The organism is Deltaproteobacteria bacterium IMCC39524, from assembly GCA_029667085.1.
GTDB lineage: Bacteria > Desulfobacterota > Desulfuromonadia > Desulfuromonadales > BM103 > M0040.
In genome coordinates, this window is sequence record JARUHJ010000009.1 from 31,116 (window position 1) to 53,846 (window position 22,731).

The following is a 22,731-nucleotide window of genomic DNA, read 5'->3' on the forward strand; positions in this document are numbered from 1 at the left end:
CAGCGCTGGAGCAGACTTTCATGGAATTAGATCTATTCGACCTTGCACATAAGAATGTCACATTGCTGTTATTCCTGGTTATTGGCATCGGCTACCTGATTGGCAATCTAAAAATTGGTGGTATTTCCGCTGGCAATACTACTGGAGTCCTTCTCGCCGGCATGTTGTTTGGTCACTTTGGTTTTCCTGATGTCTCGGGCGCTGCGACGTTTGGTTTCTCACTATTTATCTTTTCGGTCGGTTTGCAGGCCGGCCCGCGTTTTTTCAGCGCTTTCCTTCAGGACGGCCCGAAATACATCGCTCTTTCGGTTTTTGTTGCCGTTTTTAGCGTTGCCCTCGCACTGTCTTTTTCGAGTTGGCTCAACTTCGATTATGGCATGACTGCCGGTATGTTGGCCGGCAGTCTCACCAGTACACCAACTCTTGCCGGTGCTCAGGATGCTATCGTTAGTGGCCTGGTTAATCTCCCGGAAGGAATGACTGCAGAAACAGCAGCCAGCAATATCAGTATCGCCTATGCCATTACCTATATCTTCGGCACGGTAGGCATGATTGTTTTCATTCGCTATTTTCCGCAGTTGATCAGACTTGACCTCCCCCAATCGGCCAAAGATCTTGCTAAGGAGAGAGGGTTGGCTTCTGGCAACGGCAGGAAAAAAAGCCGCATAGACACACTTCCGATTATCCGTGCTTACCAAGCCAAGAGCAGCGTCGTTGGTAAAACCATTGCCCAGTTAAAGCAGGATGCTCTGATCTCCGGGAAAATTTTGCAGATCCGGCGTGGCAAAAAGCTCTTTGAACCGACACCTGACTTTGTGGTCGAGGAAGGGGATATCGCATCCATTATCGCCAGTTTGGAAGATCATCAGAGGCTCCAGACTGAGCGCAAACATCGCGAGGTTCTTGATGCCGAACTTCTTGATTACAACATTAAAACTTACGAGCTGGTTGCCATTAATCCAGCCGTAGTCGGTAAGCCTTTCGGACAGTTGGAGATCACTGATCGCTATGGCTGCTTCATTTCTGGAATAACCAGGGCGGCAATTGATTTGCCTTATGACGACAATCTACTGATCAATAAGGGCGATCGGCTGCATGTCACCGGCGAAGAGGACCGCATCCGCATTCTGGCTGGCCAGGTTGGCCATATCGATGCTGAGGTCGAAGAGACCGATCTGATGACTTTCTCTTTTGGGATTGTCCTTGGTATTGTCCTCGGCGTGATCCTGGTCAAGGTTGGAAACCTGTCAATTGGCTTAGGTGGTGCGGGAGGCTTGTTACTGGCCGGAATACTGATTGGTTATTTACGATCTGTCCATCCAACATTTGGCCGACTCCCTGCTGCGGCGCGCTACCTGTTGATGGAGCTGGGCTTGATGATGTTCATGGCCAGTGTTGGACTTAAAGCTGGAGGAGGAATGGGAGAGGCTTTAACATCCGTTGGACCGAGCTTGTTCCTCTGTGGTGTGGTTCTAACCTTGTCACCGGTCATGGCCGGCTACCTGTTTGGCCGCAAGGTTCTAAAAATGAATCCGGCCCTCCTGCTTGGCAGCATCACTGGAGCTATGACCAGTACTCCATCTCTCAGCGTAGTCAATGAGGCCGCCAAAAGTCAGCTCCCGGGTCTCGGCTACGCCGGAACCTATACGTTTGCCAACGTATTGCTGACGTTTGCTGGAACTTTTTTGATGACACTTTAAAATCGAAGTATAGAATGCTCGGCGCATTAAATGTTATAATTCCAAGTACTTAACGAATGTTACGATATTATTCCATAACCCTATGTAATACAAAGAGCTCTTAAGGAGGCGGAAACCATCATGAGATGTATTCTTATCATTGCTTTAATCATTGCTTCTTTCTCTCATCCTCTCTCCGCGCACGAGTTAACAGGAACCCTCCAACAGATTGAAAAATCCGGGGAAATAAGAATTGGGTATCGACAGACGATGCCGCCCATGTCTTTTCTTGGCAAGGACGGCTTACCCATCGGTTACTCGATCGACCTCTGTGCTGAAGTTGTCCGCGAGGTAGAAAAAATTCTCGGTGTCGCGGTGAAAAGCCACTACGTGCCGGTGACATCGGAAGATCGTTTTACTGCCCTGGCAGACAACAAGATTGACCTCCTATGCGGAGCGACGACGAAAACCATTTCCCGTGGAGAGATTGTTGATTTTACTCAACTGACCTTCGTGACGGGAGCGTCCTTCATGGCCTTGAAGGAAACGAAAATCAGGAATAATTTTGAAGGCAAGAAAATAGGTGTCTCCAAAGGCACAACCACTGCGAAAGCTTTGAAAAAACTCCTCACCGATGCAGAGGTGAAAGCAGATATTGTCTTCGTCAAATCCAAGGAAGACGCTCTCAAGGCCCTCGATAAAGGTGACATTGATGCCTTTGCTGCTGATCAAGTTGTGCTCATCGGCATGGCCTTGATCTCAGGACATCCAAAAAGTTATTCGATTCTGCCCGACCTTTTTTCGTATGAACCTTTAGCCCTGGCTTTAAGAAGAAATGATGCGGATTTCAGACTTGCCGCCGATCGCGTGATTTCTGACCTGTACCGCTCCAAAAAAATCCTGAAAATTTATGATGATTGGTTCGGTCAATTCGCCAAGCAACGGTCCTCTGCCTTTGATGCCTTGATCCAGCTTAACGCCATACCTGAATAGGTTCTCAGAATCCAGGTTCTCTTTTCAGTAAGGTTGGCAGGACTATTATGCAACATGAGGCCTTTTCGATGACGATAAAGTTTGGAAAAACAACGATAACAGAGGTTCTACAAATTCTGGGCCTGATCTGTACTGTTTTTATACTGTTTGCATGCTCCAGAACCGATATCACCGGTTCCTGGACAAATCCTGATTTCAAGGGTGAGGTCAAGAAAATCTACCTGGTCGGTATTGCCAAGGACGAGATGAACCGGAGGGTTTTCGAAGACTCTTTTAGTAACCATCTTTTCAGTATGGGTGTGTCAACAGAGTCAAGCTATAGAGATATTATGACCAGTTCGGAAGTCGATAAAGAGACCCTTGCACAAAAAATGGCAGAAAAGGGTTGTGACTCAGTCCTGTTGACAAGGCTGATCGGTCAACGCAAGGAAACCGTGATCACACATGGCGGATATTCCGGATATGTTCCGGGGCCATACTACGGAGGCCGAGGACGTTACGCCCGCCCTCCCTATTACAACAGCTGGGGGAGTTATTATGGTCGCAGGCATGATGTCTTTTATACGCCTCCATCAGAAAACGAATTCATTATCCTCACCGTAGAGTCTGTTATGTACGACTTGATAACCGAAGAGTTGATCTGGTCGGCGCAACTTGAAACTGCCATGGAAGGAAGCATTGATGCAATGATGCAGAGTTATGTGGAGCAGGTGGCGAAAGATTTAAAGAAAAAAGGTCTTATCTGACCCCTTTACTTGGCAACAAAAGCTTAGCCTGGCAGGCAAGGTGCGGATTTCCTGGTATGGTTTTGAATTAACTCAGTTCTCAGCCGAACTGAAATGAAACAGGACGTTCAAGGCCGCTTTCGGTGGTGACCAGCCTGAGGTTGTGGCGCCGGATCGGTGCACGGACGGTGTCCTGATCTTAATGTAAGTCATAAATGGCCAAGCAGACACATATTGAAAGGAGATAACAATGATTATGAAACAGATCGCTGTCTATGCTGTTGCGACACTTCTGCTCCTGTCTGGTTCAGCTCTGGCTCAGGAGATGGTTATCTACCCCAGCCAGGGACAGAGTAATGAGCAGATGGAACAGGACAAATTTCAGTGCTACAGCTGGTCGAAAAATCAAAGTGGTTTTGATCCGATGGCTTTACCGACAACATCTGAGCCTCCGCCACCCAAAGAAGCGCCGAAGGGCGGAGTTGCATCGGGTGCTGTGCGTGGGACGCTGCTTGGGGGAGCTGTTGGCGCGATAGCCGGTAATTCGAAAAGTGACACAAGAAAGGGACTTAAGGCTGGTGCAGCTACGGGTGCCCTGGTTGGCGGCATGCGACGCAACGATCAGGTGAGGCAAGAGGAACAACAACGTAAAAACTGGGAGCAGCAGCAGGTCAACCAGTACGCACAGGGGCGTACCAGTTACAATAGGGCTTATGCGGCATGTATGGAAGGCCGTGGCTATTCTGTCAGATAACCTAAGGAGAGAAATACGATGAAAACCCTCAAGTTGTTTACTTTGATGATCTGTTCATTTTCGCTCCTGGCCTCCTACGCGTTTGCCTCAAGCCTGGATGGTTCTGAACCCCTCTTGTGCTCTATTATCGATGTCATCGAGTGTAGTTCTGATGGTGAGTGCATCAACGGCGAAGCGTCCAGTGTCAACCTGCCTTATTTTGTCAAAGTTAATGTTGCAGATAAAACGATCCGTGTTCCTCAAGCAGAAGATGACTCACGCGTGACAAAGATTCAGATGGTGACTCATATTGATGGCAAACTTCTTCTGCAGGGGGCGGAACATGGCTTTGAAGGGGAGGACGATGCGGTTGGCTGGACCATGTCGATCGATGAGGATGATGGCCGGATGATTTTCTCGGCATCCCGAGAGAAGGCTGGTTTTCTCATTTTTGGGGCATGTACCCAGCCTTGATGCGACGATGTTTATTTAGGGGAGAAATACACGCTCCCACACAGGTGTTGCTAGCCCCTTAAAAAAAACGGCCACCGGGATTTCCCGGTGGCCGTTTGTAACTCAAAGCTTTAAAAATATTATCTGACGCTGTCTTCAGGATAGGCACCGATCTTGTGGATAGAGATGTCGGAGCCATTGAACTCCTGCTCTTCATCAAGACGGAAGCCGAAGACTTTCACAATGACGCCATAGACGACAAAGCCTGTGACCAGCGCATATGCGATGGCTAGCAGACTTCCGGCCAGCTGCGACATGAAAGAGACCCCACCGAGGCCGCCGAGGCTTGTGTAGCCAAAGATGCCGGCAGCGACTCCGCCCCAGGTGCCGACGATGCCATGCAACGGCCAGACGCCCAGGACATCATCAATTTTAAGTTTTTCCTGTTCCCAGACGAAGCCGTAGACAAAAATCAGGGCAGCGATACCACCGATCAGGAAAGCCGCGAAAGGGTGGACCAGGTCAGATCCTGCGCAGATGGCGATCAGGCCGGCGAGGGCGCCGTTGTGAGCGAAGCCGGGGTCACACTTGGTGGCGACGACGGCGAAGATGACACCACCGACCATTGCCATCAGCGAGTTGACCGCGACCAGGCCGGAAATGCCGTTCAGACTCTGGGCGCTCATAACATTAAATCCGAACCAGCCGATGGCCAGGATCCAGCTGCCTAGTGCGAGAAAAGGAATGTTGCTGACCGGAATCGCATGACTCTTGCCGCGAACCCAGCGACCCATCCGGGGGCCAAGCAGCAGGACGGCAGGGAGAGCCAGCCAGCCGCCCATGGAATGCACCACAACACTGCCGGCAAAGTCGTGGAAAGGGGCACCGAAAGTCCCTTCAAACCAGGCTTGCAGGCCGGAGCTGTTTTGACCCCAGATCAACGATTCAAAGAAAGGGTAGGTGAGCCCCGCAAAGACAGCTCCGGCAAGAACCTGGGGCCAGAAACGTGCTCTCTCGGCTATGCCCCCGGAGATGATTGCCGGAATGCAGGCTGCAAAACAGAGCAGAAAGAAGAAGCGGACCAGTTCGTAGCCCTGGTTGGCGCCGAGCAAGCTCTCTGCTGACATGAAGAAGTGAATACCGTAAGCGATCGGGTAGCCGATCAGGAAGTAGACGACGGTGGAGACAGACCAGTCAGTAAGGATCTTCACCAGAGCGTTGGTCTGGCTTTTCTTCCGGACAGTACCGACTTCGAGAAAGGCAAAGCCGGCATGCATGGCGAAAACCATGACAGCGCCGAGCATTAAAAATAGAACATCGCCGGAATTGGTAAGAGATTGGACTGCTGAATCCATGAAAGAAGACCTCCTCGTCTTGTGCTACCAGCTACAGACACCATTGTCCAAGCTGTGCTGCACTGCATAATTCAATACCTGTGCCGTTCTTGAATTGTGTAAAAACAGGTAGTTATGATTTTGTTTCTAAGCGTGCTATACATTTGTGCCTAATTGAAAGGCAAGAGCGGCCTTTTAAATAGGCAGCTTGAGTTGATTCATGAGAGAGAGGTTGTTTTAAATCTCTTGCGGTCGTTGGCCGAGAGTGGGCAGATGTGATATTTTGGAGCTTATATATTTGGTTTTGTTCAAGGAGAGATTATGACTGTGCAGACAAGAAGAAGCTTTGTTGTTAACTTTACCCGGGGGTTCTTTGCGCCCTTTCGCAGCGTCAAAATCTTGCGCAGTAATCCCCGACTGATTCAATATATTCTGATCCCATTCCTGATCAACGCCATCGTTTTCTCGGCAGCGGTCTATATGGGCCTTGATTTTTTCGGTTCGACGGTAGTGGAGTATATCCCCCAGGGTGAAGCCTGGTACTGGTCTGTCCTTTACTGGTTCCTCTGGGTGGTTGCTGTTTTGTTGACGGCCGTGCTGGTTTTTTTCAGCTTTACGGTGGTCGGCAACCTGCTAGCTTCGCCCTTTAACGACCTGCTTTCGGAACGAACCGAAGAGGTCTTGAGCGGCAATCTCAACGACGAGCCTTTTGCTCTCGGACGCTTCTTTCGAGATGCTCTGAGTACGATCCTGCTGGAAGCAAAAAAGATGTGGATCTTCGTGGTCGTCATGGTTTTGATCCTGCCTCTGAACTTGCTCCCCGGTGTGGGCAATACAATCTATACTGTGCTGGCAATCAGCCTGACCCTGTTTTTCCTCAGTTTCGAATATCTGGGCTTTGTGCTGGTGCGTAAACGCCAGTTCTTCCGGGAACAGAAAAGTTACATTTTTGCGCGTAAATTTCTCATGCTCGGGTTCTCCTGCGGGGTGATGGCGATTCTGGCCATTCCCTTTTTCCAGTTGCTCTGCATTCCTCTTGCCGTGATCGGGGTGACCCGGCTCTGGTGTGAGGAGGAAGGCTTGATCAGTTACGATTCTGACCCCTCACAGATGCTGAGTTCAGAGCAAGGAAACAATTGATGAAAACTCTGATCATAAAAGCCGCATTTGAAGCAGGCAAACTCCTCATGGACAAATTCGAGAGCGGTCTCCGGGTTGAATTCAAGGGCAAGTATGATCTGGTCACCGAGGCTGATCGGCAGGCAGAAGCCCTTATTATTAAGCTGATAGGTGAGCGATATCCTGATCACGATTTCCTCGCCGAGGAGGGTGACTACACCGAGACCGGTTCTGATTATCGCTGGATTATCGATCCTCTCGATGGTACCACCAACTATGCTCACGGTTTTCCATGGTTTGCCGTATCGATTGCCCTGGAAGTTAAAGGCCGTCTCGAACTCGGAGTGGTTTATAACCCTTATGTCGGTGATTTCTATGTTGCAGAGCGCGGCAGTGGTTCGTTCCTGAATGAGCGTCGTCTGAAGGTCTCAACGATCGACACTCTTGAACGTTCTCTGCTGGCAACCGGGTTTGCATACGATCATAAGAAGTGCAAGGCAAATAATTACGATTACTTTACCCGCTTCCAGAAAGAGGCCCAGGCGTGTCGCCGTCCGGGCGCGGCCAGCCTTGATCTGGCCAGCGTTGCCGCCGGCCGGTTCGATGGTTTTTGGGAGTTGAAGCTTAAACCCTGGGACCTTGCTGCCGGGATTCTGCTGATCGAAGAGGCTGGTGGTTTGGTCAGCAATTTCGATGGCCTTCCCATGACTCTCGAATCACAGGAATGCATGGCCAGCAACCGATTGATCCACGGGGAAATGCAGGCAATTCTCCAGAAGGGATGTCGCCCCTGATGCTCGGTTTATCTTTAACTTGTTCCCCGTGCCTTTCGGCTATGTTGTGCTTGCGAAAGTTTTTCTCAATTCTTGTTCTTCTTCTGCTTGTCTTCTTCTCTATCCCTTTGTTGAGTTCTGCTTCAACCGATGACCACGTCCAGCAGGTTGTCAAACTTCTCGATGCTCAGAATTACCTGGAGGCGATTGAGCTTCTGCATGATCTACAGGGACGCGTCGCTAATCCAGGGCAACTTGACAAGCTCCTTGCCGTTGCCTACCTGGGACGCGGGTATCAATTGCTGGCCTCTGCCGACTTGACGGCGTCCGGCGAATCGTTCCAGGAAGGACGTCGCTATAATGACGAGGATATTCGTCTCTGGCAGGGCGAGGCGATGGTGCGTTTAAAGCAAGGCCGTTACGCGGAAGCGGTTTCTCTTCTTGATCAGGCTGTCGGTGTTAATTCTCAGGACGCAAGCCTTTATAATCTACTTGGTCAGGCCTATTACGCTGACGGCCGTATGGCAGAGGCGGTGGATGCCCTGACGGAGGCGGCTTCGCTCGGTGGCGGTGATGAGGTTGATAAACTTCTGCACAAGGTGCAACGTGAGTGGCAGGTTGAGCAGGAGATGGGGCAGGAGAGTCGTGGTCATTTCCAGCTCTCTTTTGTTGACGGTAAGCAAGTCGCAGAGCTCGCTCCCAGAATTCTGGAGACCCTTGAAGATGCCTATACTGAACTGGGTTCTGAATTGGCTTATTTCCCCGACATCAAGGTGCCGGTTCTGCTCTACCTGAAAAGAGATTTTTCTGCCGTGACAAACTCTCCCGATTGGGCCGGTGGCGTCTATGACGGCAAAATTCGTTTACCTCTCGGCGGTATGCACCGGATGTCTGATCAACTCGCAGCCGTTCTTTATCATGAGTATATGCACGTGCTTGTGCACTTTATGGCAGGTCGCCGTGCGCCCGTCTGGCTCAATGAGGGCCTTGCCGAAATAGCCGGCCGGAGACTCTATTCGCCGCCCGCACATCATTTGAAAATGGCCTTGCAAAGCGATAATATCATTGGCTGGGATGCCCTGGCCAAACCTTTCTCCAGTCTTCCTACTGACAAAGTCCTGCTCGCCTACGAACAATCCTATTCTCTGGTCAGCTTTATGGTTGATCGCTACGGTTGGCACAAGATCCCTGAATTGCTCGAAAGTATCGGTAGGCGGAAACCCTGGCAGGATGCTATTGCTGATGTTTATCAGGACTATGGATTGGATTGGCCCGCCATCCTGAAAGAATGGCAGGCCAGTATGTCGTTTTAAATTTTTTTTACATCCGATGTTTATTTTCTCACGACGTCTTTAATCGCCTGATTACATCGATCAGACACATCTTTTTCATTCTTTTCAAGACATTCCAGGACTTTCCCTTCACCGACACGAACGCCTTTGCAAACTTTCATGATGTCGTCAGAACACTCGTTGGCAACATATGTCAGGGCTGCAACCGCGCGCTCCAATTGTGCGGCGACATCGTAAAGTGCATATTCGCATTGTCCGGAGAGTTTGTCCTGATGTGCATAGAGACAAGCCAGTATGCGTCCTTCTCCCGGTGTGACGTCTTTACAGAACCCTTGTAACTCTTTTTCGCAACCTGTGGCGATAGTCTTTGCCAACCCCGAAGCGAGAGCCGAGCCAGTTGTTGCCATGAAAAGTATGAGTAGAGCGAAGAGTATTGATTTTTTATTCATGTAGACCTCCTGATTGTTTGGTTGAATTTGCGTGGTTTAGTTGATTATTAAGCTGTTGCTAAAATGTACAACATGTTCCTCTTTTCACAAGGCCTAGGGAACGTATGGCGATGGGAAGAGTCTCGAAACACGCAAGACAAAAAAAGCCTCACAGTCAGGAGGGTACTGTGAGGCTAAGGGTTTTGGTTTGTTTCTAGGAGGTAAAAATGAAGAAATATGCTCTGTTTGAATAAATATTACCGTTATTGTCAGGTATGTCAAGAAGAAATGGTTTGTTGCCTATGAATAGTCTATAATGTCTTAATGTCAAAAAAGAAATTAAAGTGAAACACAAGTCCCCTTCATCGATGAAGGGGACTTGTGCGGGTAATATGGCACCGGCAACACTTTAAGCAAAAGGCTTGCATTAAAGACCATAGGCACTTGTTTTTAAATATTTGTGCCTTGAAACTGCAGAACGAGTCTATTCTGTTTTTTCTTCTGAGTTATGTTCTTCCTGGGGCGCTTCTTCGGTTCTGATCTTTTCGACCTCTTCTTCAAGAGATGCGGCTTCAGCTTTCAACTCATCAATCCTTTCCAGGATCTCCTTGACGGCCGCCTGATTCATAATATTCTTCTGGCCCTCTTCGCGCAGGTCGTCGATGATCTTGCCGAGTTCACCATGAGCTGCATTAATCTTCTTGTGTATGGCTGACAGGTCAATCTTCTTCTGCACCAGCTTTTTGTACTGATTCGCTTTGAATGTTGCCGTCGACCATGCATGTTTAGTGCTGCCCCAAATCTTTTCGGTGGTTTCTTTCAGGGTTTCAGTCTGGTCTTCCTGCGGCTCCGATTGTTGTTCGGTGTCAGGGGCTTGTTCCTCGAGTTTTTTTTCCTGATCGTCCATGTCATCCTCCACATTTATTTTTCAAAGAGTTTATCATCGTCTAACAGGGGGTCAAGGTTGCCACTTTTTAATATGATTCCTTGCTCATGGCAATGCTATCGTCTAAACTGTGCAAGTTTATAATTTCAAGGAGGGTAATTATGGCTTCAGCTGAAAGAGGACAGACCAGGTACCAGATCAATTTGCGGCGCTATTTGCGAGAAACTGGTGTTGATCGCGATCTGACCCGAATTATTTGTGAAATAGCCAATGCTTCAAAATATATCATCAATGCAATCCGTACTGGTGATCTCGGTGTTGCGGGAACGTCCAACCTTTATGGTGAAGAACAACTGGAACTTGATGTTCTGTCTGATCGCATTATTCAGAAGCGGCTGATGTATTCTGGTGTTATTGCCAAGATGGCATCGGAAGAGGTGGATGAAGTTGTAGAAGTAACAGTGCCGAACAATGGCCGTTATTCTATTGCCTTTGATCCTCTCGATGGCTCTTCACTGGTTGATGTTAATCTTGCTGTCGGAACGATTGTTTCGATTTACGAGGGTGATAATCTTTTACGGCCTGGCCGTAATCAGGTTGCCGCCCTTTATGTGCTTTATGGCCCACGTACAACCATGGTGGTCTCAACCGGCAAGGGTGTGCATGAGTTTGCCATGAACCAACTGATGGAATTCGATCTGGTTCAGGAAAATATCCAGTTGGAAGGCCCGGCCAAGATCTATGCGCCAGGTGGCTTACGCAGCAAATACACCAAGGGGACGTTGGAGTTTGTTCGCTCTCTCGAAGCCAATAGTACGAAGCTACGGTATTCCGGTGGCTTTGTGCCAGATATCAACCAGGTTCTTATAAAGGGTGGTGGAATCTTCTTGTATCCGCATCTGACCGATAATCCGCAAGGTAAGTTACGTCTCCTTTATGAGTTGAACCCCATGGCTTTTCTGGTTGAACAGGCCGGTGGCGCTGCTTCGAATGGTAGACAGAGAATCCTGGACATTAATCCTGAGAACCTTGATCAGTGTGCACCGGTATTTATCGGTACCAAGGATGCTGTGGCGCAGGCTGAGCAGTTTATTCGTGAGGAAGAGGGCTGAGGGACGATGGTTTCTACTTAAAGCAAAAGGGGGATACGTATCAAGTACGTGCCCCCCTTTTTATTAAAGCCTTTTATTATGGGGTCATTTACTTGTTACATGTCCCCATAATCGTTCAATAAAAAGGCCCGGCAGAATAATCTGCCGGGCCTTAGTGTTACAGCGAGTACTGGCAATTACTCAGCCAGTTCCTTACCTTTTTCGTAGCCCATGCTGTAGGCCTTTTTGTTCAGGTCTTTAAAGGCCGCAGGGACCTTACGCAGGACGGCTTCCTCGCCGGATTCTCTGGCAACCACACCGGTCAAGCCGATGACAGCACCAAGAGCAACCACGTTGGCGACGATCTCACGACCGATATCTTCTTTGGCCATGCGCATGATCGGCAGGCGAAGGACCTTGAAGTCGCCTTCTGGAGCAGTATGCACGAAGTCTGCGTCGATCAGAAGCAGGCCGCCTTTTTTGATGCCGTTTGCGTACTTGTCTGCTGCTTCCTGGGTCATTGCCAGGCATGCATCAACAATCGTTGCTTTTGGGTAGTCGATAGGTGCATCAGAGATGATGACCTCCGACTTGGAAGCGCCACCGCGGGCTTCAGGACCGTAACTTTGAGATTGTACGGCACTTTTGCCTTCGATGATGGACGCTGCTTCCGCGAGGATAATTCCGGCGGTGATCAGGCCTTGACCACCCGCACCGGAAAAGCGAAGCTCATAACGTTCAGCCATGGTTCTTTCTCCTTTTCGTGGTGATCAGGCGCATTGCGCCTTTTTGATTACGTCAGCGTACTGAGCAGTATACTCAGGCTTCTCAGTGTCTTCAAACAACACGCCAGTCAGGAACTTGCCTTCAAGTTGCTCGGCGGTCATCTTGGCTGCTGCCTTGACAGGAACGGCCTCAGCTTTGAGGCGTTTCATCATGTCGATGACTGAGCGGAACTTGTTGCGGCGACCGTATGTGGTCGGGCAGTCATCGATGACTTCGATAATCGCCATGCCTTTATGCTGAATACCCTTAACGATCAACTTGTCGATCTCACGAGGATGAGCTGCAGTGGTCCTCGCTACAAAAGTAGCGCCAGCACCAATAGCCAACTTGGAGATGTCGAAGATTGGGTCGGGGTTGCCATAAGGAGTGGTCGAAGCCAGATCACCGGTCGGTGTACAAGGCGAGAACTGACCACCGGTCATGCCGTAGATGTAGTTGTTCATCAGTACGTAGGTCATGTCGATGTTACGACGACAGGCGTGAATGAAGTGGTTGCCGCCGATTGCAGTACCGTCACCGTCACCGCCACAGCAGATGACGTTCATTTCCGGTTTGGCCATCTTAACGCCAGTTGCGAAAGCAGCTGCACGACCGTGAGCGGTATGCAGGGTGCACGCATCCAGGTACCCAGGCAGGCGGCTTGCGCAACCGATACCGGAGACAATTGCCGTGTTTTTGCGATCAAGCTCGCAAGTGTCCATGGCCCGGATCAGGCCCTTCATAACAATGCCGTGGCCACAACCGGGGCACCAGATGTGTGGTAGCTTGCCGGGGCGGATCGACTTTTCATAATCGTAAGCCATTTAGAGTACCTCCTTAACCTTGTCCATGATCTGACCAGGATTGATCGGATCTCCGTCAACCCTGCCCTCATGGGCCACAACGCAGTTCCCTTTGGCAACGCGCTCAACTTCGAGGACCATCTGGCCGAGGTTCATTTCGGCGACGACGATCGCTTTCGCTTGCTCTGCCAATTCAGCCGTGCGTTTCGCCGGGAAAGGCCAGAGAGTGATCGGGCGGAACATGCCAGCTTTGACGCCTTCTTTACGTAATTCATTGACTGCGTAACGGGCCGAGCGAGAGGTTGATCCATAAGCCCAGATAACGACATCAGCATCTTCAGTCAAGTACTCCTCGGATGACTCGATATCAGCGATGTTATCCATGACCTTGTCGATCTGACGACGCTCTTCAGCATCAACAAGGCTTGCTTTTGTAGTCGGGAAACCGTCATCAGCCTTGTTCAGGCCGGTGACGTGATACTTGTATTCAGAGCCGAAGTCTGCCAGAGGCGGAACCTGCCCTTTAGTGGAATCGTAAGGCTTGTAGTCTTCAGGACCAACGCTTGGCGCTTCGCGATCAATAACTTCAAGCTCGCCAGGTTCGGGGAACTCGATGCGCTCGCGCATGTGACCGACGATCTCGTCAAAGAGGACCTGTACCGGCATACGGTATTTTTCGGCCAGGTTAAAGGCGCGAACCGTCTCGGTGAAGATTTCCTGGCAAGAATCAGGAACCAATGCAATAGCCGCATGGTCACCATGTGTCCCCCACATGGCCTGCATGACATCTGATTGACCAGGGCCAGTCGGCATGCCGGTTGAAGGGCCACCGCGCATAACGTTTATGATAACGCAGGGAACTTCGGCGATGCAGGCATAACCGATCAACTCCTGCTTGAGGGAGACGCCAGGACCGGAAGTCGCGGTGATTGATTTAGCACCGGTTAGTGATGCGCCGATAACCGAAGCCATCGCAGCGATTTCATCTTCCATCTGGATAAATTTTCCACCGACCTTGGGAAGTTCGACTGACAAAACTTCAGCGACCTCGGTCGAGGGGGTGATAGGGTAACCACCGAAGAACTTGGCACCGGCGTAAACTGCACCTTGAGCACAAGCTTCGTTCCCCTGTAACAGAGCAACTTTTTTAGCCACGTTCACTCTCCTCTTATTGAAATAGATTGATTATTCGTCGTGGACTTTGATGGCAAAGTCAGGGCAAAGCAGTTCGCACTGCATGCACTTGATGCAGTCTTCAGGTCGTGGGGCAGTGACCAAAAAGACATCCATCTCCAGGACATTCTTCGGGCAGAATTCGACGCAGATACTGCAACCTTTGCAGTTACGCTCGATGATTTCGAGTCTGGCACCACTCATTCTGGTTCGTCTCCTTTGTACTAGATTTTTAGCGTAAAATTACCGAAATTTGCGGCGCAAGATAGCATGATTGCTTGTCTCGTTCCACTACTAATTTGGTATACGCTATACTTTTTTCCGCATATTTAATGTGGCTTAAAAAAAGGTCTGAAAATAGCTTAAATTTATAGTCACGATAAGAAGAAGGGCAATGTTGCCATTGCCCTTCTTTTTGGGTTTGGCTATCAACTTTTGGAGTTTACAGCAGTCCCATTTTCTCGAGATCAGCAATCAGACCTTTCACTGCGTTAGCCGAGTTGTCCATGAGAGCTTGCTCGGTTGCGTCGAGTTTGAACTCGACGATCTTCTCGACACCAGCGGCGCCGAGGACGCAAGGAACACCAACGTAGAAACCGTTGACACCGAACTCGCCGTTGAGCAGGGCGCAGGTTGGCAGGACACGCTTCTGGTCTTTGAGGATCGACTCAGTCATAGCAATGGCTGCAGAAGCTGGGCTGTAGAAGGCGCTACCCGTTTTAAGCAGCTTAACAACCTCGCCGCCAGCAGCTTTGGTGCGCTCAACCATAGCGGTCATAACTTCTTCTGCCTTGGCTGCAGAACCGTACTTTTGCTCGAGTAGTTCCATAACTGGAATGCCCTGAACACTTGCATAGCGGATCAGAGGAACCATGGTGTCGCCGTGACCGCCGAGGGTCATTGCAGTGACGTCTTTGACCGATACGCCAAGTTCCCAAGCGATGAACGCTGCGAAACGAGCGGAGTCGAGAACGCCAGCTTGACCGATGACACGTTCTGCCGGGAAACCGGTGACTTTGCGGCACAGGGTAACCATGGCGTCGAGAGGGTTGGAGATAACGATGACGATTGCATCGGGAGCGTTGTCACGGATGCCTTCAGCAACGGCGGTCATGATCTTGGAGTTAACTTCGATCAGGTCGTCGCGGCTCATACCAGGCTTACGAGGCAGGCCAGCTGTAACGATGACAACGTCTGAACCGGCAATGTCTGTGTAGCTGTTGGTGCCGGTGCAAGAAACGTCAAAACCGTCAATAGGTGAGGCTTCGGCAAGGTCGAGAGTTTTACCCTGAGGCATGTCCTCAACGATGTCAAACAAGACTACGTCACCCAGTTCACGCAGGCACGCCAGTTGAGCAAGCACGCCACCGATCTGTCCACCACCGATTAAAGCAATTTTTGGTCTCGCCATTTTTCTCTCTCCTTATAAAAGTTTGTATAAAGAATAGGGACGGAGCAAACTCCGTCCCATTCGTGTTGAATTACATGTTGTCGATAATTGCGTTCAGCGTTGCGCTTGGGCGCATGGCTGCAGCGGCCTTGGTCGGATCGAACTTGAAGTAACCACCAACGTCAACCGGGGAACCCTGGCAATCGGTGAACTCAGCGTCGATTTTGTCTACGTTCTTCTCGATTTCAGCAGCAACTTCGGCAAAACGTGCCTTCAATGCAGCATCCTTGTCCTGAGCGGCCAGAGCCTGTGCCCAGTAGAAGCCTAAGTAGAAACTACCACCGCGGTTGTCAATCTCTTTGACCTTACGGGAGGGCAGTTTCTGGTTCTCGAGGTACTGACCGATAGCAACGTCGAGAGTCTCGGCGAGGATCGCAGCCTTCGGGTTATTGTCAGCCTTTGCAGCTTGTTCTAGAGACGGAACCAAGGCACAAAACTCACCGAGGGAATCCCAACGGATGTGACCTTCTTTGAGGAACTGCTCTACGTGCTTCGGAGCGGAACCACCTGCACCGGTCTCGAACAGGCCGCCACCGTTGATCAAAGGAACGATGGAGAGCATGCGAGCCGAGGTGCCGAGCTCAAGGATTGGGAATAGGTCGGTCAGGTAATCCCGCAGAACGTTACCGGTCACGGCGATGGCATTCTTGCCTTGGCGAACCAGCTTGAGAGAGAAGGTCATCGCTTCGCGCGGCGGCATGATTTGAATATCAAGACCTGCGGTATCATGATTCGGAAGGTACTTGTTGACTTTGGCGATGATCTGCTGATCATGACCACGCTTTTCGTCGAGCCAGAAAACACATGGCTCGCCAGATGCCTTGGCACGATTAACTGCCAGCTTGACCCAGTCCTGAATCGGAATGTCTTTGGTCTGGCTCGAACGATAGATGTCGTCCTTGCTGACCGGCTGCTCCATCAGAACAGTACCGTTGGAAGCAACAACCTGGAACTTGCCGTTGGCAGGAGCTTCGAAGGTCTTGTCGTGGGAACCGTACTCTTCAGCTTTCTGAGCCATCAGGCCAACGTTGGCAACACTACCCATGGTGGACGGATCGAACTGGCCGTTCTTGTTGGCGTCGTCAACGATCTCAGCGTACATGGTGGCGTAGCAGCGATCAGGGACCATAGCGATGGTGGTCTGCAGTTCGTCAGCCAGGTTCCACATGCAACCACCGTCACGCACAACGTTCGGCATCGAAGCATCAACGATGACATCGTTAGGAACGTGCAGGTTGGTGATGTTTTTGCGGGAGTCAACCATAGCCAGAGCGGCCTGGCCCTCGTAACAAGCGTTGATGTCAGCTTCGATTTCAGCTTTCTTCTCAGCAGGCAGCTTGTCGAGCTTGTTGAGGATGTCGCCCATACCGAAGTTCGGGTTGGCGCCGATCGCAGCCAGGGTGTCAGCATGCTTCTCAAGAGCAGCCTTGAAGTAAACTTTGACGCAGTGACCGAACATGATCGGATCGGAGATCTTCATCATGGTTGCTTTGAGGTGCAGGGAGAGCAGCACGCCCTTCTCTTTTGCCTCTTCAGCAGTTTTAGCGTAGAACTTCTGCAGCTCAGCAACCTTCATGACCGAGCTGTCGAACACTTCCCCAGCCTGCAGTGCAACTTCTTTTTTGACTTCTACATTGCCAGCTTCGTCAACGAACTGAATCTTGACGGTGTCAGCAGCATCCATGGTGACCGATTTTTCGGTCTCGTAGAAGTCACCGCCGTCCATGTGAGCAACGCGGCACTTGGAGGTCCCCGGTGCAGGCCACGGCTTCATCATCCGGTGCGGGTTCTTCTGGGCAAACTTCTTGACCGAAGCAGCGGCGCGGCGATCAGAGTTGCCTTCACGCAGAACCGGGTTAACTGCAGAACCGAGAACCTTGGAGAAACGAGCTTGAAGCTCTTTTTCTTCCGGAGTATTGGCTTCTTCGGGATAGCTCGGGATGTCGTAGCCTTTTTCCTGAAGCTCCTTGATGCAGTCTTGCAGCTGAGGAATCGAAGCGCTGATGTTCGGCAGCTTGATAATGTTAGCTTCAGGCTTAAGAACCAGCTCGCCGAGCTCCGACAGGTAGTCGGCAACCTTCTGCTCTTCAGTCAAGTTCTCAGGGAAGTTTGCAATCACGCGACCGGACAGTGAAATGTCCTTGGTTTCAACATCGACTCCAGTGCCTTTGCAGAATGCTTGGACAATTGGAAGGAATGCGTAGGTTGCCAACGCGGGTGCTTCGTCAATTTCTGACCAGATAATCTTTGCCATTTGTTCTCTCTCCTTGAAGTTTTTATACAGAATTGCCAGAGGCTTAAACTACAAATAAAAAATGCGCAAGGAAGCCTTGCGGAAAGGTGTATACAGTATACAAACGGCTTTATTACTGTCAAGGAAAAAGTAAGGCCGATTCAGAGCGGAAAGCAAGGGCTGATTTTAATCAAAAGATAACGAATTTATAAGTGCACTAATGACCCTTTGTGGCGAGGGGGAAGATGGAGTTTAAGTGCCCGTTCCTTGCACCTCAGAACGGTCTGATCGCCTCCGTCCAGTGCTAGCTTGACAGGGGATATTTGAACAATCTCAGTGGCTTGTCGTTGCAGGGGGATGGAAACGGTTTTTTACTGTTCAGTTTCGGTGCTCGGAGGGACAGGAAAGATGTCAGATTCGCGGGCTCTCTGACGAGCGTCTTCAAGGTCAGCTTCTGTCATGTCACGGCGGATGCTGAGGGACTGCCCGGGGAAGATCTGGCGTGGGTCCTTGATCTGGTCGCGATTGGCCTGGTAAAGCAATGGCCATAATAAACCCTCGCCGTAGACCTCAGGTTGCGCAGAGATCGTCCAGAGGTTTTCACCGTCACCAACGGTGTAGTCACTTGCCGGCACGACTTTTGGTTTGGTTTTAACGACCTTTTTCGGCAAAGGGGTAGGTTTCTTCGTCTCTGTTGACTGTGCTTTTTGCTTTCGTTCCTCAAGGGCTTTCAGGCGAGCTTCTTCTTCGGTTCTGACCTGTTCTTTTTCTTCTTTCAGGCGTCTGGCCTGAGTCTCTTCAGCGAGGACAACGGCACGACGAGCGTGCTGCAAGGAAAAATCGAGAGAGTCACGCGCATCGCCGTAGTCGGAGTCTTGCATGGCGGCGCGCGCATCATTAAGGGCGGTTCTGGCGGCTTGGTATTCAGCGGGAGCGAATTCAGCCGCCTGCTTGGCGTAAGCCCTTCCTACCATATACTCAGCAGCATCCAGTTCCTGCAGGGGAGGCTTGGCGCATGAGTTTAGAAGGAGCGCGGTTATTATAAAAAACAGGCAACGCAACATAACGCGTTTATTCCATTTCAACGGGTCACTGGTTTATGACGATTTCTGTTGAGAACTTGCAGCCAGTCGGATACCGAGCTCACGTAGTTGCTTTTCGTCGACGACTCCCGGGGCCTCGGACATCAGACAGGTTGCCTTCTGGGTCTTCGGGAAAGCGATGACGTCACGAATCGATCCGGCACCGGTAAGAATCATCATGACCCGGTCCAGGCCAAAGGCGATGCCGCCATGAGGTGGTGCACCAAATTCAAGGGCGTCGAGCAGGAAGCCAAACTTTTCACGGGCTTCTTCCTCTCCGATGCCGAGAAGCTTGAACATCTGGCTCTGCACGTCCTGGTTATGAATACGGATGCTGCCTCCGCCGATCTCTGAGCCGTTCAGGACCAGGTCGTAAGCTTTGGCCCTTACTTTGCCGGGTTCCGTTTCAAGGAGGGGGATGTCTTCATCCATAGGGGCTGTGAAGGGATGATGGACTGCAACATGACGCCGCTCTTCGCCGTCCCACTCGAGTAAGGGAAAGTCTGTGATCCAGACAAATTTATAGTCGTTCGGGTCTGCCAGCTCCAGCTTGTTTCCGAGATGACCACGCAGTCGGCCTAGCGCCTCATTGGTGATTGCGGGTGTGTCTGCACCGAAGAGGAGCAGATCGCCCGGTTGAGCGTTGAGTGCGGCTCCGATATCGGCCAACTCCTGTTCGGTAAAGAACTTGGCGATCGGTGATTGCCAGGTGCCGTCCTCCTGGATCTTGACCCAGGCCATTCCTTTCGCGCCGTAGATGGCAACAAAGTCAGTGAGATCGTCGAGTTCCCGACGCGAGAAGGTCGCGCAGCCCTTGGCGTTGATGGCCTTGACCAGACCGCCACTCTCCGCGACGCTGGCGAAGACCTTGAAACCACAACCTTTGACAAGCTCTGTAATGTTGATCAACTCCATGTCAAAGCGCAGATCCGGGTTGTCGATACCGTAACGTTCGAGCGCTTCGGCGTAGGTCATGCGAGGCACCGGCACGGTGATCTCAGCATTGATGGTTTTCTTGAAAACTGTTGCAATCATGCCTTCCATGATCGACATGATGTCGTCACGGTCAACAAAGGAAAGCTCGCAGTCAATCTGTGTGAACTCGGGTTGGCGGTCAGCGCGAAGGTCCTCATCACGGAAGCACCTGACGATCTGGAAGTAACGATCAAACCCGGAGACCATGAGCAACTGTTTGAAGATCTGCGGAGACTGGGGAAGAGCATAGAAGTTGCCGAGGTTGACGCGACTCGGTACCAGATAGTCACGGGCACCTTCAGGAGTACTCTTGGTCAGCATCGGTGTCTCGATTTCCAGGAAGTCCTTCTCGGTCAGGTAATTGCGAACCGTCTGAGCCACTTTGTGGCGCATGATCAGGTTCTTCTGGATACCTTCGCGGCGAAGGTCGAGATAACGATACTTGAGACGCAGGTTCTCAGCGACTTCGGTGAACTCGTCAAGCATGAAGGGCGGTGTCTTGGCCGGGTTGAGAATGCGGATCTCACTGATCTCAACTTCGACTTCACCGGTCGCCATCTTAGAGTTGACGGTGCCTTCAGGACGCGGAGAGACTTTGCCGATCGCGGCCACCACAAACTCGTTGCGAACCGCTTCTGCCTTGGCGTGTGCTTCTGGATCACGATCGGGGTCGAGGGCCAACTGACCGATGCCGGTACGGTCACGAAGATCGATAAAGATCAGACCGCCATGGTCACGCCGACGGTGAACCCAACCCATCATGCAGACTTCTTTGCCAATATCTTCTTTGCGCAATTCGCCGCAGTAATGAGTTCTTTTCCAATCTCCAAGTATGTCGCTCAAGGGGCTAACTCCTTAAAATAAATGTGGTATTTCGTATGCCGCGCCTGCATCAACAGATGAAGGCAAGCGAGCATTATATCGATGCTCTTGTAGAGCGTCAAGCGTCATGAATTTCATGGATCAGGCGACTCTCCAGCCCGTCCAGATCAACCTCTTCCTGGCTGCTCTCATCCATGTTGCGCAGTTGCGCAACCCCACGTTCGAGCTCGTCTTCTCCGAGGATGAGGACCCGGCGGGTTTTCATCTTGTCGGCGCGGCGTAGCTGGGCTTTCAGGCTCTTTCCGGTATATTCCATCTCAACCAGCACACCTTCGCGCTGCAGACGGGTCAGCATGGCAAAGCCGGCCCTGGTCGCCATCTCGCCGAGGGTCGCAATAAAGAGCTCAGGCCGGGGCGGTTCGATGCTTTGCTCACCAAGCATCAGGGCCAGCCGTTCCAGACCAATGGCGAAGCCGATACCCGGTAACTCCGGGCCGCCAAGGTCTTTGATCAAGCCATCGTAGCGGCCGCCGGCGGCAACAGCATTCTGTGAACCGAGACTGCCGGTCACCATCTCAAAGGTGGTTTTGGTGTAGTAGTCAAGACCGCGTACCATGCGTGGGTTCACCGTGTAGTTGACTGACAGGGCATCGAGGTGCTCTTTAACCTGACCGAAGTGAGTCTCGCAACCGATGCAGAGGTTGTCAAGCATGGCCGGTGCGTCAACAGTTGCTTCCTTGCATCCGGGCACTTTGCAGTCAAGAACGCGCAGCGGGTTCGTGGTGTAGCGTCGCTGGCAGTCGGCGCAGAGTGATTCAATGTGCTGCTCCAGGAAGCTGATCAGAGCATCGCGGTAGCTTGGACGGCATTCCGGACAGCCAAGGGAGTTGATCTGCAGGACCACATCGGGAATTTTCGTGGTCTGAAAGTAGTGGCTGAGCATGGCCAGGACCTGGGCGTCGATCTTGGGATCGTCGACACCGATGACTTCTGCCCCGATCTGATGAAATTGCCGGTAACGGCCTTTCTGAGGACGCTCGTGGCGGAACATAGGGCCTATATAGTAGAGTTTCGAGACCGGATCCTGGGCATACATCTTGTGTTGAATGAAGGAGCGCATCACAGGAGCTGTTCCTTCCGGACGCAGGGTCATCGAGGTGCCGCCCTTGTCGCTGAAAGTGTACATCTCCTTTTCAACGATGTCGGTCGTCTCGCCGATAGAACGGCAGAAGAGCTCGGTTTTTTCGACGACCGGAACGCGGATTTCACGGTAACCGAAGGCTCCGAAAACCTTGCGGGCCTGCTCTTCGAGGTGCTGCCAGGTTTCAACGTCGCCGGGAAGAATGTCGTTCATACCTTTAATGCCTGTAATACTCATGGATAAATGCTCCGATAGCTAATTTGAACAGGTATATAGCGTAATGCAAAGGCGCAAAGAATACATAGAAAGCCGCAAGGTTGAATAACAAAGAAAAAGGTTTCCTTCGCGTCTTGTTTATTACTTTGCGTCTTTGCGTTAAATGCCATTTTTTAAGTCAGGCAATTTTACGCGTAGGTTTTTTTACTCGTTCTCACGCAGTCCGTCAAGCCGGTTAACCTCGAACACGGTGTTTTTCCCTATTGATCTGTGAACGGTTCGAGTTGTGTCACATGGACCGCACTGGCAACGATCCGGTCGCTGTTCTCAGAAAGCAGGACCTCGCCCGGTTGGGTAATGTCCTGCATGCGGCGGCAATATTGACCTCGTCAGCAAACACCGTATTGTCTATTTTGGTTGACGAACCGATGTTGTCGGCGATGACGGGACCTGCATTAATCCCTAGGCCCATCGGCAGGGTCTTTTGGTGCGTTCGATGATCTCTAGGGAAACAGTTTAGGATTGACTGGCTTCGTTGGTCTGGAAGCAGTCCGGCAGGATGATG

21 protein-coding genes are annotated in these 22,731 nt (G+C 51.1%); 9 read left to right on the forward strand and 12 right to left on the reverse strand.

From position 1 onward, the window contains the following. The first annotated feature begins 20 nt into the window (after nucleotides 1–20). The 5 genes from P9J64_16295 (at nucleotide 21) to P9J64_16315 (ending at nucleotide 4,604) form a co-directional block, all read left to right on the forward strand. Nucleotides 21–1,700, forward strand: a complete 1,680-nt coding sequence (locus tag P9J64_16295; protein MDG5469882.1) for a TrkA C-terminal domain-containing protein — start codon at nucleotides 21–23, stop codon at nucleotides 1,698–1,700. 120 nt (nucleotides 1,701–1,820) lie between these two features. Next, nucleotides 1,821–2,672, forward strand: a complete 852-nt coding sequence (locus P9J64_16300) for an amino acid ABC transporter substrate-binding protein (protein MDG5469883.1) — start codon at nucleotides 1,821–1,823, stop codon at nucleotides 2,670–2,672. A 68-nt stretch (nucleotides 2,673–2,740) separates the two neighbouring features. After that, nucleotides 2,741–3,418, forward strand: a complete 678-nt coding sequence (locus tag P9J64_16305) for a hypothetical protein (protein MDG5469884.1) — start codon at nucleotides 2,741–2,743, stop codon at nucleotides 3,416–3,418. 229 nt (nucleotides 3,419–3,647) lie between these two features. Next, nucleotides 3,648–4,151: a glycine zipper family protein gene (locus tag P9J64_16310; GenBank protein ID MDG5469885.1), complete on the forward strand. Its 504-nt coding sequence runs from the start codon at nucleotides 3,648–3,650 to the stop codon at nucleotides 4,149–4,151. Nucleotides 4,152–4,169: 18 nt separating this feature from the next. Further along, nucleotides 4,170–4,604, forward strand: a complete 435-nt coding sequence (locus P9J64_16315; GenBank protein MDG5469886.1) for a hypothetical protein — start codon at nucleotides 4,170–4,172, stop codon at nucleotides 4,602–4,604. Nucleotides 4,605–4,723: 119 nt separating this feature from the next. Here P9J64_16315 and P9J64_16320 read toward each other — a convergent pair whose 3' ends face one another. After that, on the reverse strand, nucleotides 4,724–5,938 hold the full coding sequence (locus P9J64_16320) for an ammonium transporter (GenBank protein MDG5469887.1): 1,215 nt from the start codon (nucleotides 5,936–5,938) through the stop codon (nucleotides 4,724–4,726). Between the two features lie 300 nt (nucleotides 5,939–6,238). Between P9J64_16320 and P9J64_16325 the strand changes: the two genes are divergently transcribed. From P9J64_16325 to P9J64_16335, 3 genes are all read left to right on the forward strand, one after another. Next, entirely contained in the window at nucleotides 6,239–7,057 is an 819-nt protein-coding gene (locus tag P9J64_16325) for an EI24 domain-containing protein (GenBank protein MDG5469888.1), read from the forward strand. Then, the gene (locus P9J64_16330) at nucleotides 7,057–7,830 is read left to right on the forward strand and encodes an inositol monophosphatase family protein (protein ID MDG5469889.1); all 774 of its coding nucleotides are present in this window, start codon (nucleotides 7,057–7,059) and stop codon (nucleotides 7,828–7,830) included. The genes P9J64_16325 and P9J64_16330 overlap by 1 nt, the downstream gene beginning before the upstream one ends. A 110-nt stretch (nucleotides 7,831–7,940) precedes the next feature. After that, nucleotides 7,941–9,122 carry a peptidase MA family metallohydrolase gene (locus P9J64_16335; protein MDG5469890.1) on the forward strand — a complete coding sequence of 394 codons (1,182 nt, stop codon included), beginning with the start codon at nucleotides 7,941–7,943 and terminating at the stop codon, nucleotides 9,120–9,122. Between the two features lie 20 nt (nucleotides 9,123–9,142). Here the strand turns inward: P9J64_16335 and P9J64_16340 are convergent, their stop codons facing one another. Together P9J64_16340 and P9J64_16345 are read right to left on the reverse strand one after the other, a co-directional pair. Beyond that, nucleotides 9,143–9,550: a cysteine rich repeat-containing protein gene (locus P9J64_16340; GenBank protein ID MDG5469891.1), complete on the reverse strand. Its 408-nt coding sequence runs from the start codon at nucleotides 9,548–9,550 to the stop codon at nucleotides 9,143–9,145. Between the two features lie 463 nt (nucleotides 9,551–10,013). Then, on the reverse strand, nucleotides 10,014–10,436 hold the full coding sequence (locus P9J64_16345; GenBank protein MDG5469892.1) for a hypothetical protein: 423 nt from the start codon (nucleotides 10,434–10,436) through the stop codon (nucleotides 10,014–10,016). 140 nt (nucleotides 10,437–10,576) lie between these two features. On the opposite strand from P9J64_16345, the gene P9J64_16350 reads away from it, so the two are divergent. Next, nucleotides 10,577–11,527, forward strand: a complete 951-nt coding sequence (locus P9J64_16350) for a class 1 fructose-bisphosphatase (protein MDG5469893.1) — start codon at nucleotides 10,577–10,579, stop codon at nucleotides 11,525–11,527. Between the two features lie 176 nt (nucleotides 11,528–11,703). Here P9J64_16350 and P9J64_16355 read toward each other — a convergent pair whose 3' ends face one another. The 9 genes from P9J64_16355 to hisS form a co-directional block, all read right to left on the reverse strand. After that, nucleotides 11,704–12,252, reverse strand: a complete 549-nt coding sequence (locus P9J64_16355) for a 2-oxoacid:acceptor oxidoreductase family protein (GenBank protein MDG5469894.1) — start codon at nucleotides 12,250–12,252, stop codon at nucleotides 11,704–11,706. Nucleotides 12,253–12,276: 24 nt separating this feature from the next. Continuing rightward, on the reverse strand, nucleotides 12,277–13,095 hold the full coding sequence (locus tag P9J64_16360; GenBank protein ID MDG5469895.1) for a 2-oxoacid:ferredoxin oxidoreductase subunit beta: 819 nt from the start codon (nucleotides 13,093–13,095) through the stop codon (nucleotides 12,277–12,279). Next, on the reverse strand, nucleotides 13,096–14,229 hold the full coding sequence (locus tag P9J64_16365) for a 2-oxoacid:acceptor oxidoreductase subunit alpha (protein MDG5469896.1): 1,134 nt from the start codon (nucleotides 14,227–14,229) through the stop codon (nucleotides 13,096–13,098). Between the two features lie 30 nt (nucleotides 14,230–14,259). Continuing rightward, nucleotides 14,260–14,451, reverse strand: coding sequence for a 4Fe-4S binding protein (locus tag P9J64_16370; GenBank protein ID MDG5469897.1), 192 nt, complete (start codon nucleotides 14,449–14,451; stop codon nucleotides 14,260–14,262). 238 nt (nucleotides 14,452–14,689) lie between these two features. Next, complete coding sequence (gene mdh / locus P9J64_16375; protein MDG5469898.1) at nucleotides 14,690–15,658, reverse strand: malate dehydrogenase; 969 nt, start codon at nucleotides 15,656–15,658, stop codon at nucleotides 14,690–14,692. Between the two features lie 70 nt (nucleotides 15,659–15,728). Next, complete coding sequence (locus P9J64_16380; GenBank protein MDG5469899.1) at nucleotides 15,729–17,951, reverse strand: NADP-dependent isocitrate dehydrogenase; 2,223 nt, start codon at nucleotides 17,949–17,951, stop codon at nucleotides 15,729–15,731. 350 nt (nucleotides 17,952–18,301) lie between these two features. After that, complete coding sequence (locus tag P9J64_16385) at nucleotides 18,302–18,994, reverse strand: LysM peptidoglycan-binding domain-containing protein (protein MDG5469900.1); 693 nt, start codon at nucleotides 18,992–18,994, stop codon at nucleotides 18,302–18,304. Between the two features lie 33 nt (nucleotides 18,995–19,027). Further along, nucleotides 19,028–20,830 carry an aspartate--tRNA ligase gene (gene aspS / locus P9J64_16390; protein ID MDG5469901.1) on the reverse strand — a complete coding sequence of 601 codons (1,803 nt, stop codon included), beginning with the start codon at nucleotides 20,828–20,830 and terminating at the stop codon, nucleotides 19,028–19,030. Between the two features lie 97 nt (nucleotides 20,831–20,927). Continuing rightward, nucleotides 20,928–22,187: a histidine--tRNA ligase gene (gene hisS / locus P9J64_16395; protein ID MDG5469902.1), complete on the reverse strand. Its 1,260-nt coding sequence runs from the start codon at nucleotides 22,185–22,187 to the stop codon at nucleotides 20,928–20,930. Between the last annotated feature and the right edge of the window lie 544 nt (nucleotides 22,188–22,731).

What these genes read in the sequence shown, in the direction of transcription:
- P9J64_16315 (MDG5469886.1), top strand. Translation starts at nt 4,170, where the DNA reads ATGAAAACCCTCAAGTTGTTTACTTTGATGATCTGTTCATTTTCGCTC.
- P9J64_16295 (MDG5469882.1), top strand. Translation starts at nt 21, where the DNA reads ATGGAATTAGATCTATTCGACCTTGCACATAAGAATGTCACATTGCTG.
- P9J64_16360 (MDG5469895.1), bottom strand. Translation starts at nt 13,095, where the DNA reads ATGGCTTACGATTATGAAAAGTCGATCCGCCCCGGCAAGCTACCACAC.
- mdh (MDG5469898.1), bottom strand. Translation starts at nt 15,658, where the DNA reads ATGGCGAGACCAAAAATTGCTTTAATCGGTGGTGGACAGATCGGTGGC.
- P9J64_16370 (MDG5469897.1), bottom strand. Translation starts at nt 14,451, where the DNA reads ATGAGTGGTGCCAGACTCGAAATCATCGAGCGTAACTGCAAAGGTTGC.
- P9J64_16380 (MDG5469899.1), bottom strand. Translation starts at nt 17,951, where the DNA reads ATGGCAAAGATTATCTGGTCAGAAATTGACGAAGCACCCGCGTTGGCA.
- P9J64_16385 (MDG5469900.1), bottom strand. Translation starts at nt 18,994, where the DNA reads ATGTTGCGTTGCCTGTTTTTTATAATAACCGCGCTCCTTCTAAACTCA.
- P9J64_16330 (MDG5469889.1), top strand. Translation starts at nt 7,057, where the DNA reads ATGAAAACTCTGATCATAAAAGCCGCATTTGAAGCAGGCAAACTCCTC.
- P9J64_16340 (MDG5469891.1), bottom strand. Translation starts at nt 9,550, where the DNA reads ATGAATAAAAAATCAATACTCTTCGCTCTACTCATACTTTTCATGGCA.
- P9J64_16310 (MDG5469885.1), top strand. Translation starts at nt 3,648, where the DNA reads ATGATTATGAAACAGATCGCTGTCTATGCTGTTGCGACACTTCTGCTC.
- P9J64_16300 (MDG5469883.1), top strand. Translation starts at nt 1,821, where the DNA reads ATGAGATGTATTCTTATCATTGCTTTAATCATTGCTTCTTTCTCTCAT.
- P9J64_16350 (MDG5469893.1), top strand. Translation starts at nt 10,577, where the DNA reads ATGGCTTCAGCTGAAAGAGGACAGACCAGGTACCAGATCAATTTGCGG.
- P9J64_16355 (MDG5469894.1), bottom strand. Translation starts at nt 12,252, where the DNA reads ATGGCTGAACGTTATGAGCTTCGCTTTTCCGGTGCGGGTGGTCAAGGC.
- hisS (MDG5469902.1), bottom strand. Translation starts at nt 22,187, where the DNA reads ATGAGTATTACAGGCATTAAAGGTATGAACGACATTCTTCCCGGCGAC.
- P9J64_16305 (MDG5469884.1), top strand. Translation starts at nt 2,741, where the DNA reads ATGACGATAAAGTTTGGAAAAACAACGATAACAGAGGTTCTACAAATT.
- P9J64_16320 (MDG5469887.1), bottom strand. Translation starts at nt 5,938, where the DNA reads ATGGATTCAGCAGTCCAATCTCTTACCAATTCCGGCGATGTTCTATTT.
- P9J64_16345 (MDG5469892.1), bottom strand. Translation starts at nt 10,436, where the DNA reads ATGGACGATCAGGAAAAAAAACTCGAGGAACAAGCCCCTGACACCGAA.
- P9J64_16325 (MDG5469888.1), top strand. Translation starts at nt 6,239, where the DNA reads ATGACTGTGCAGACAAGAAGAAGCTTTGTTGTTAACTTTACCCGGGGG.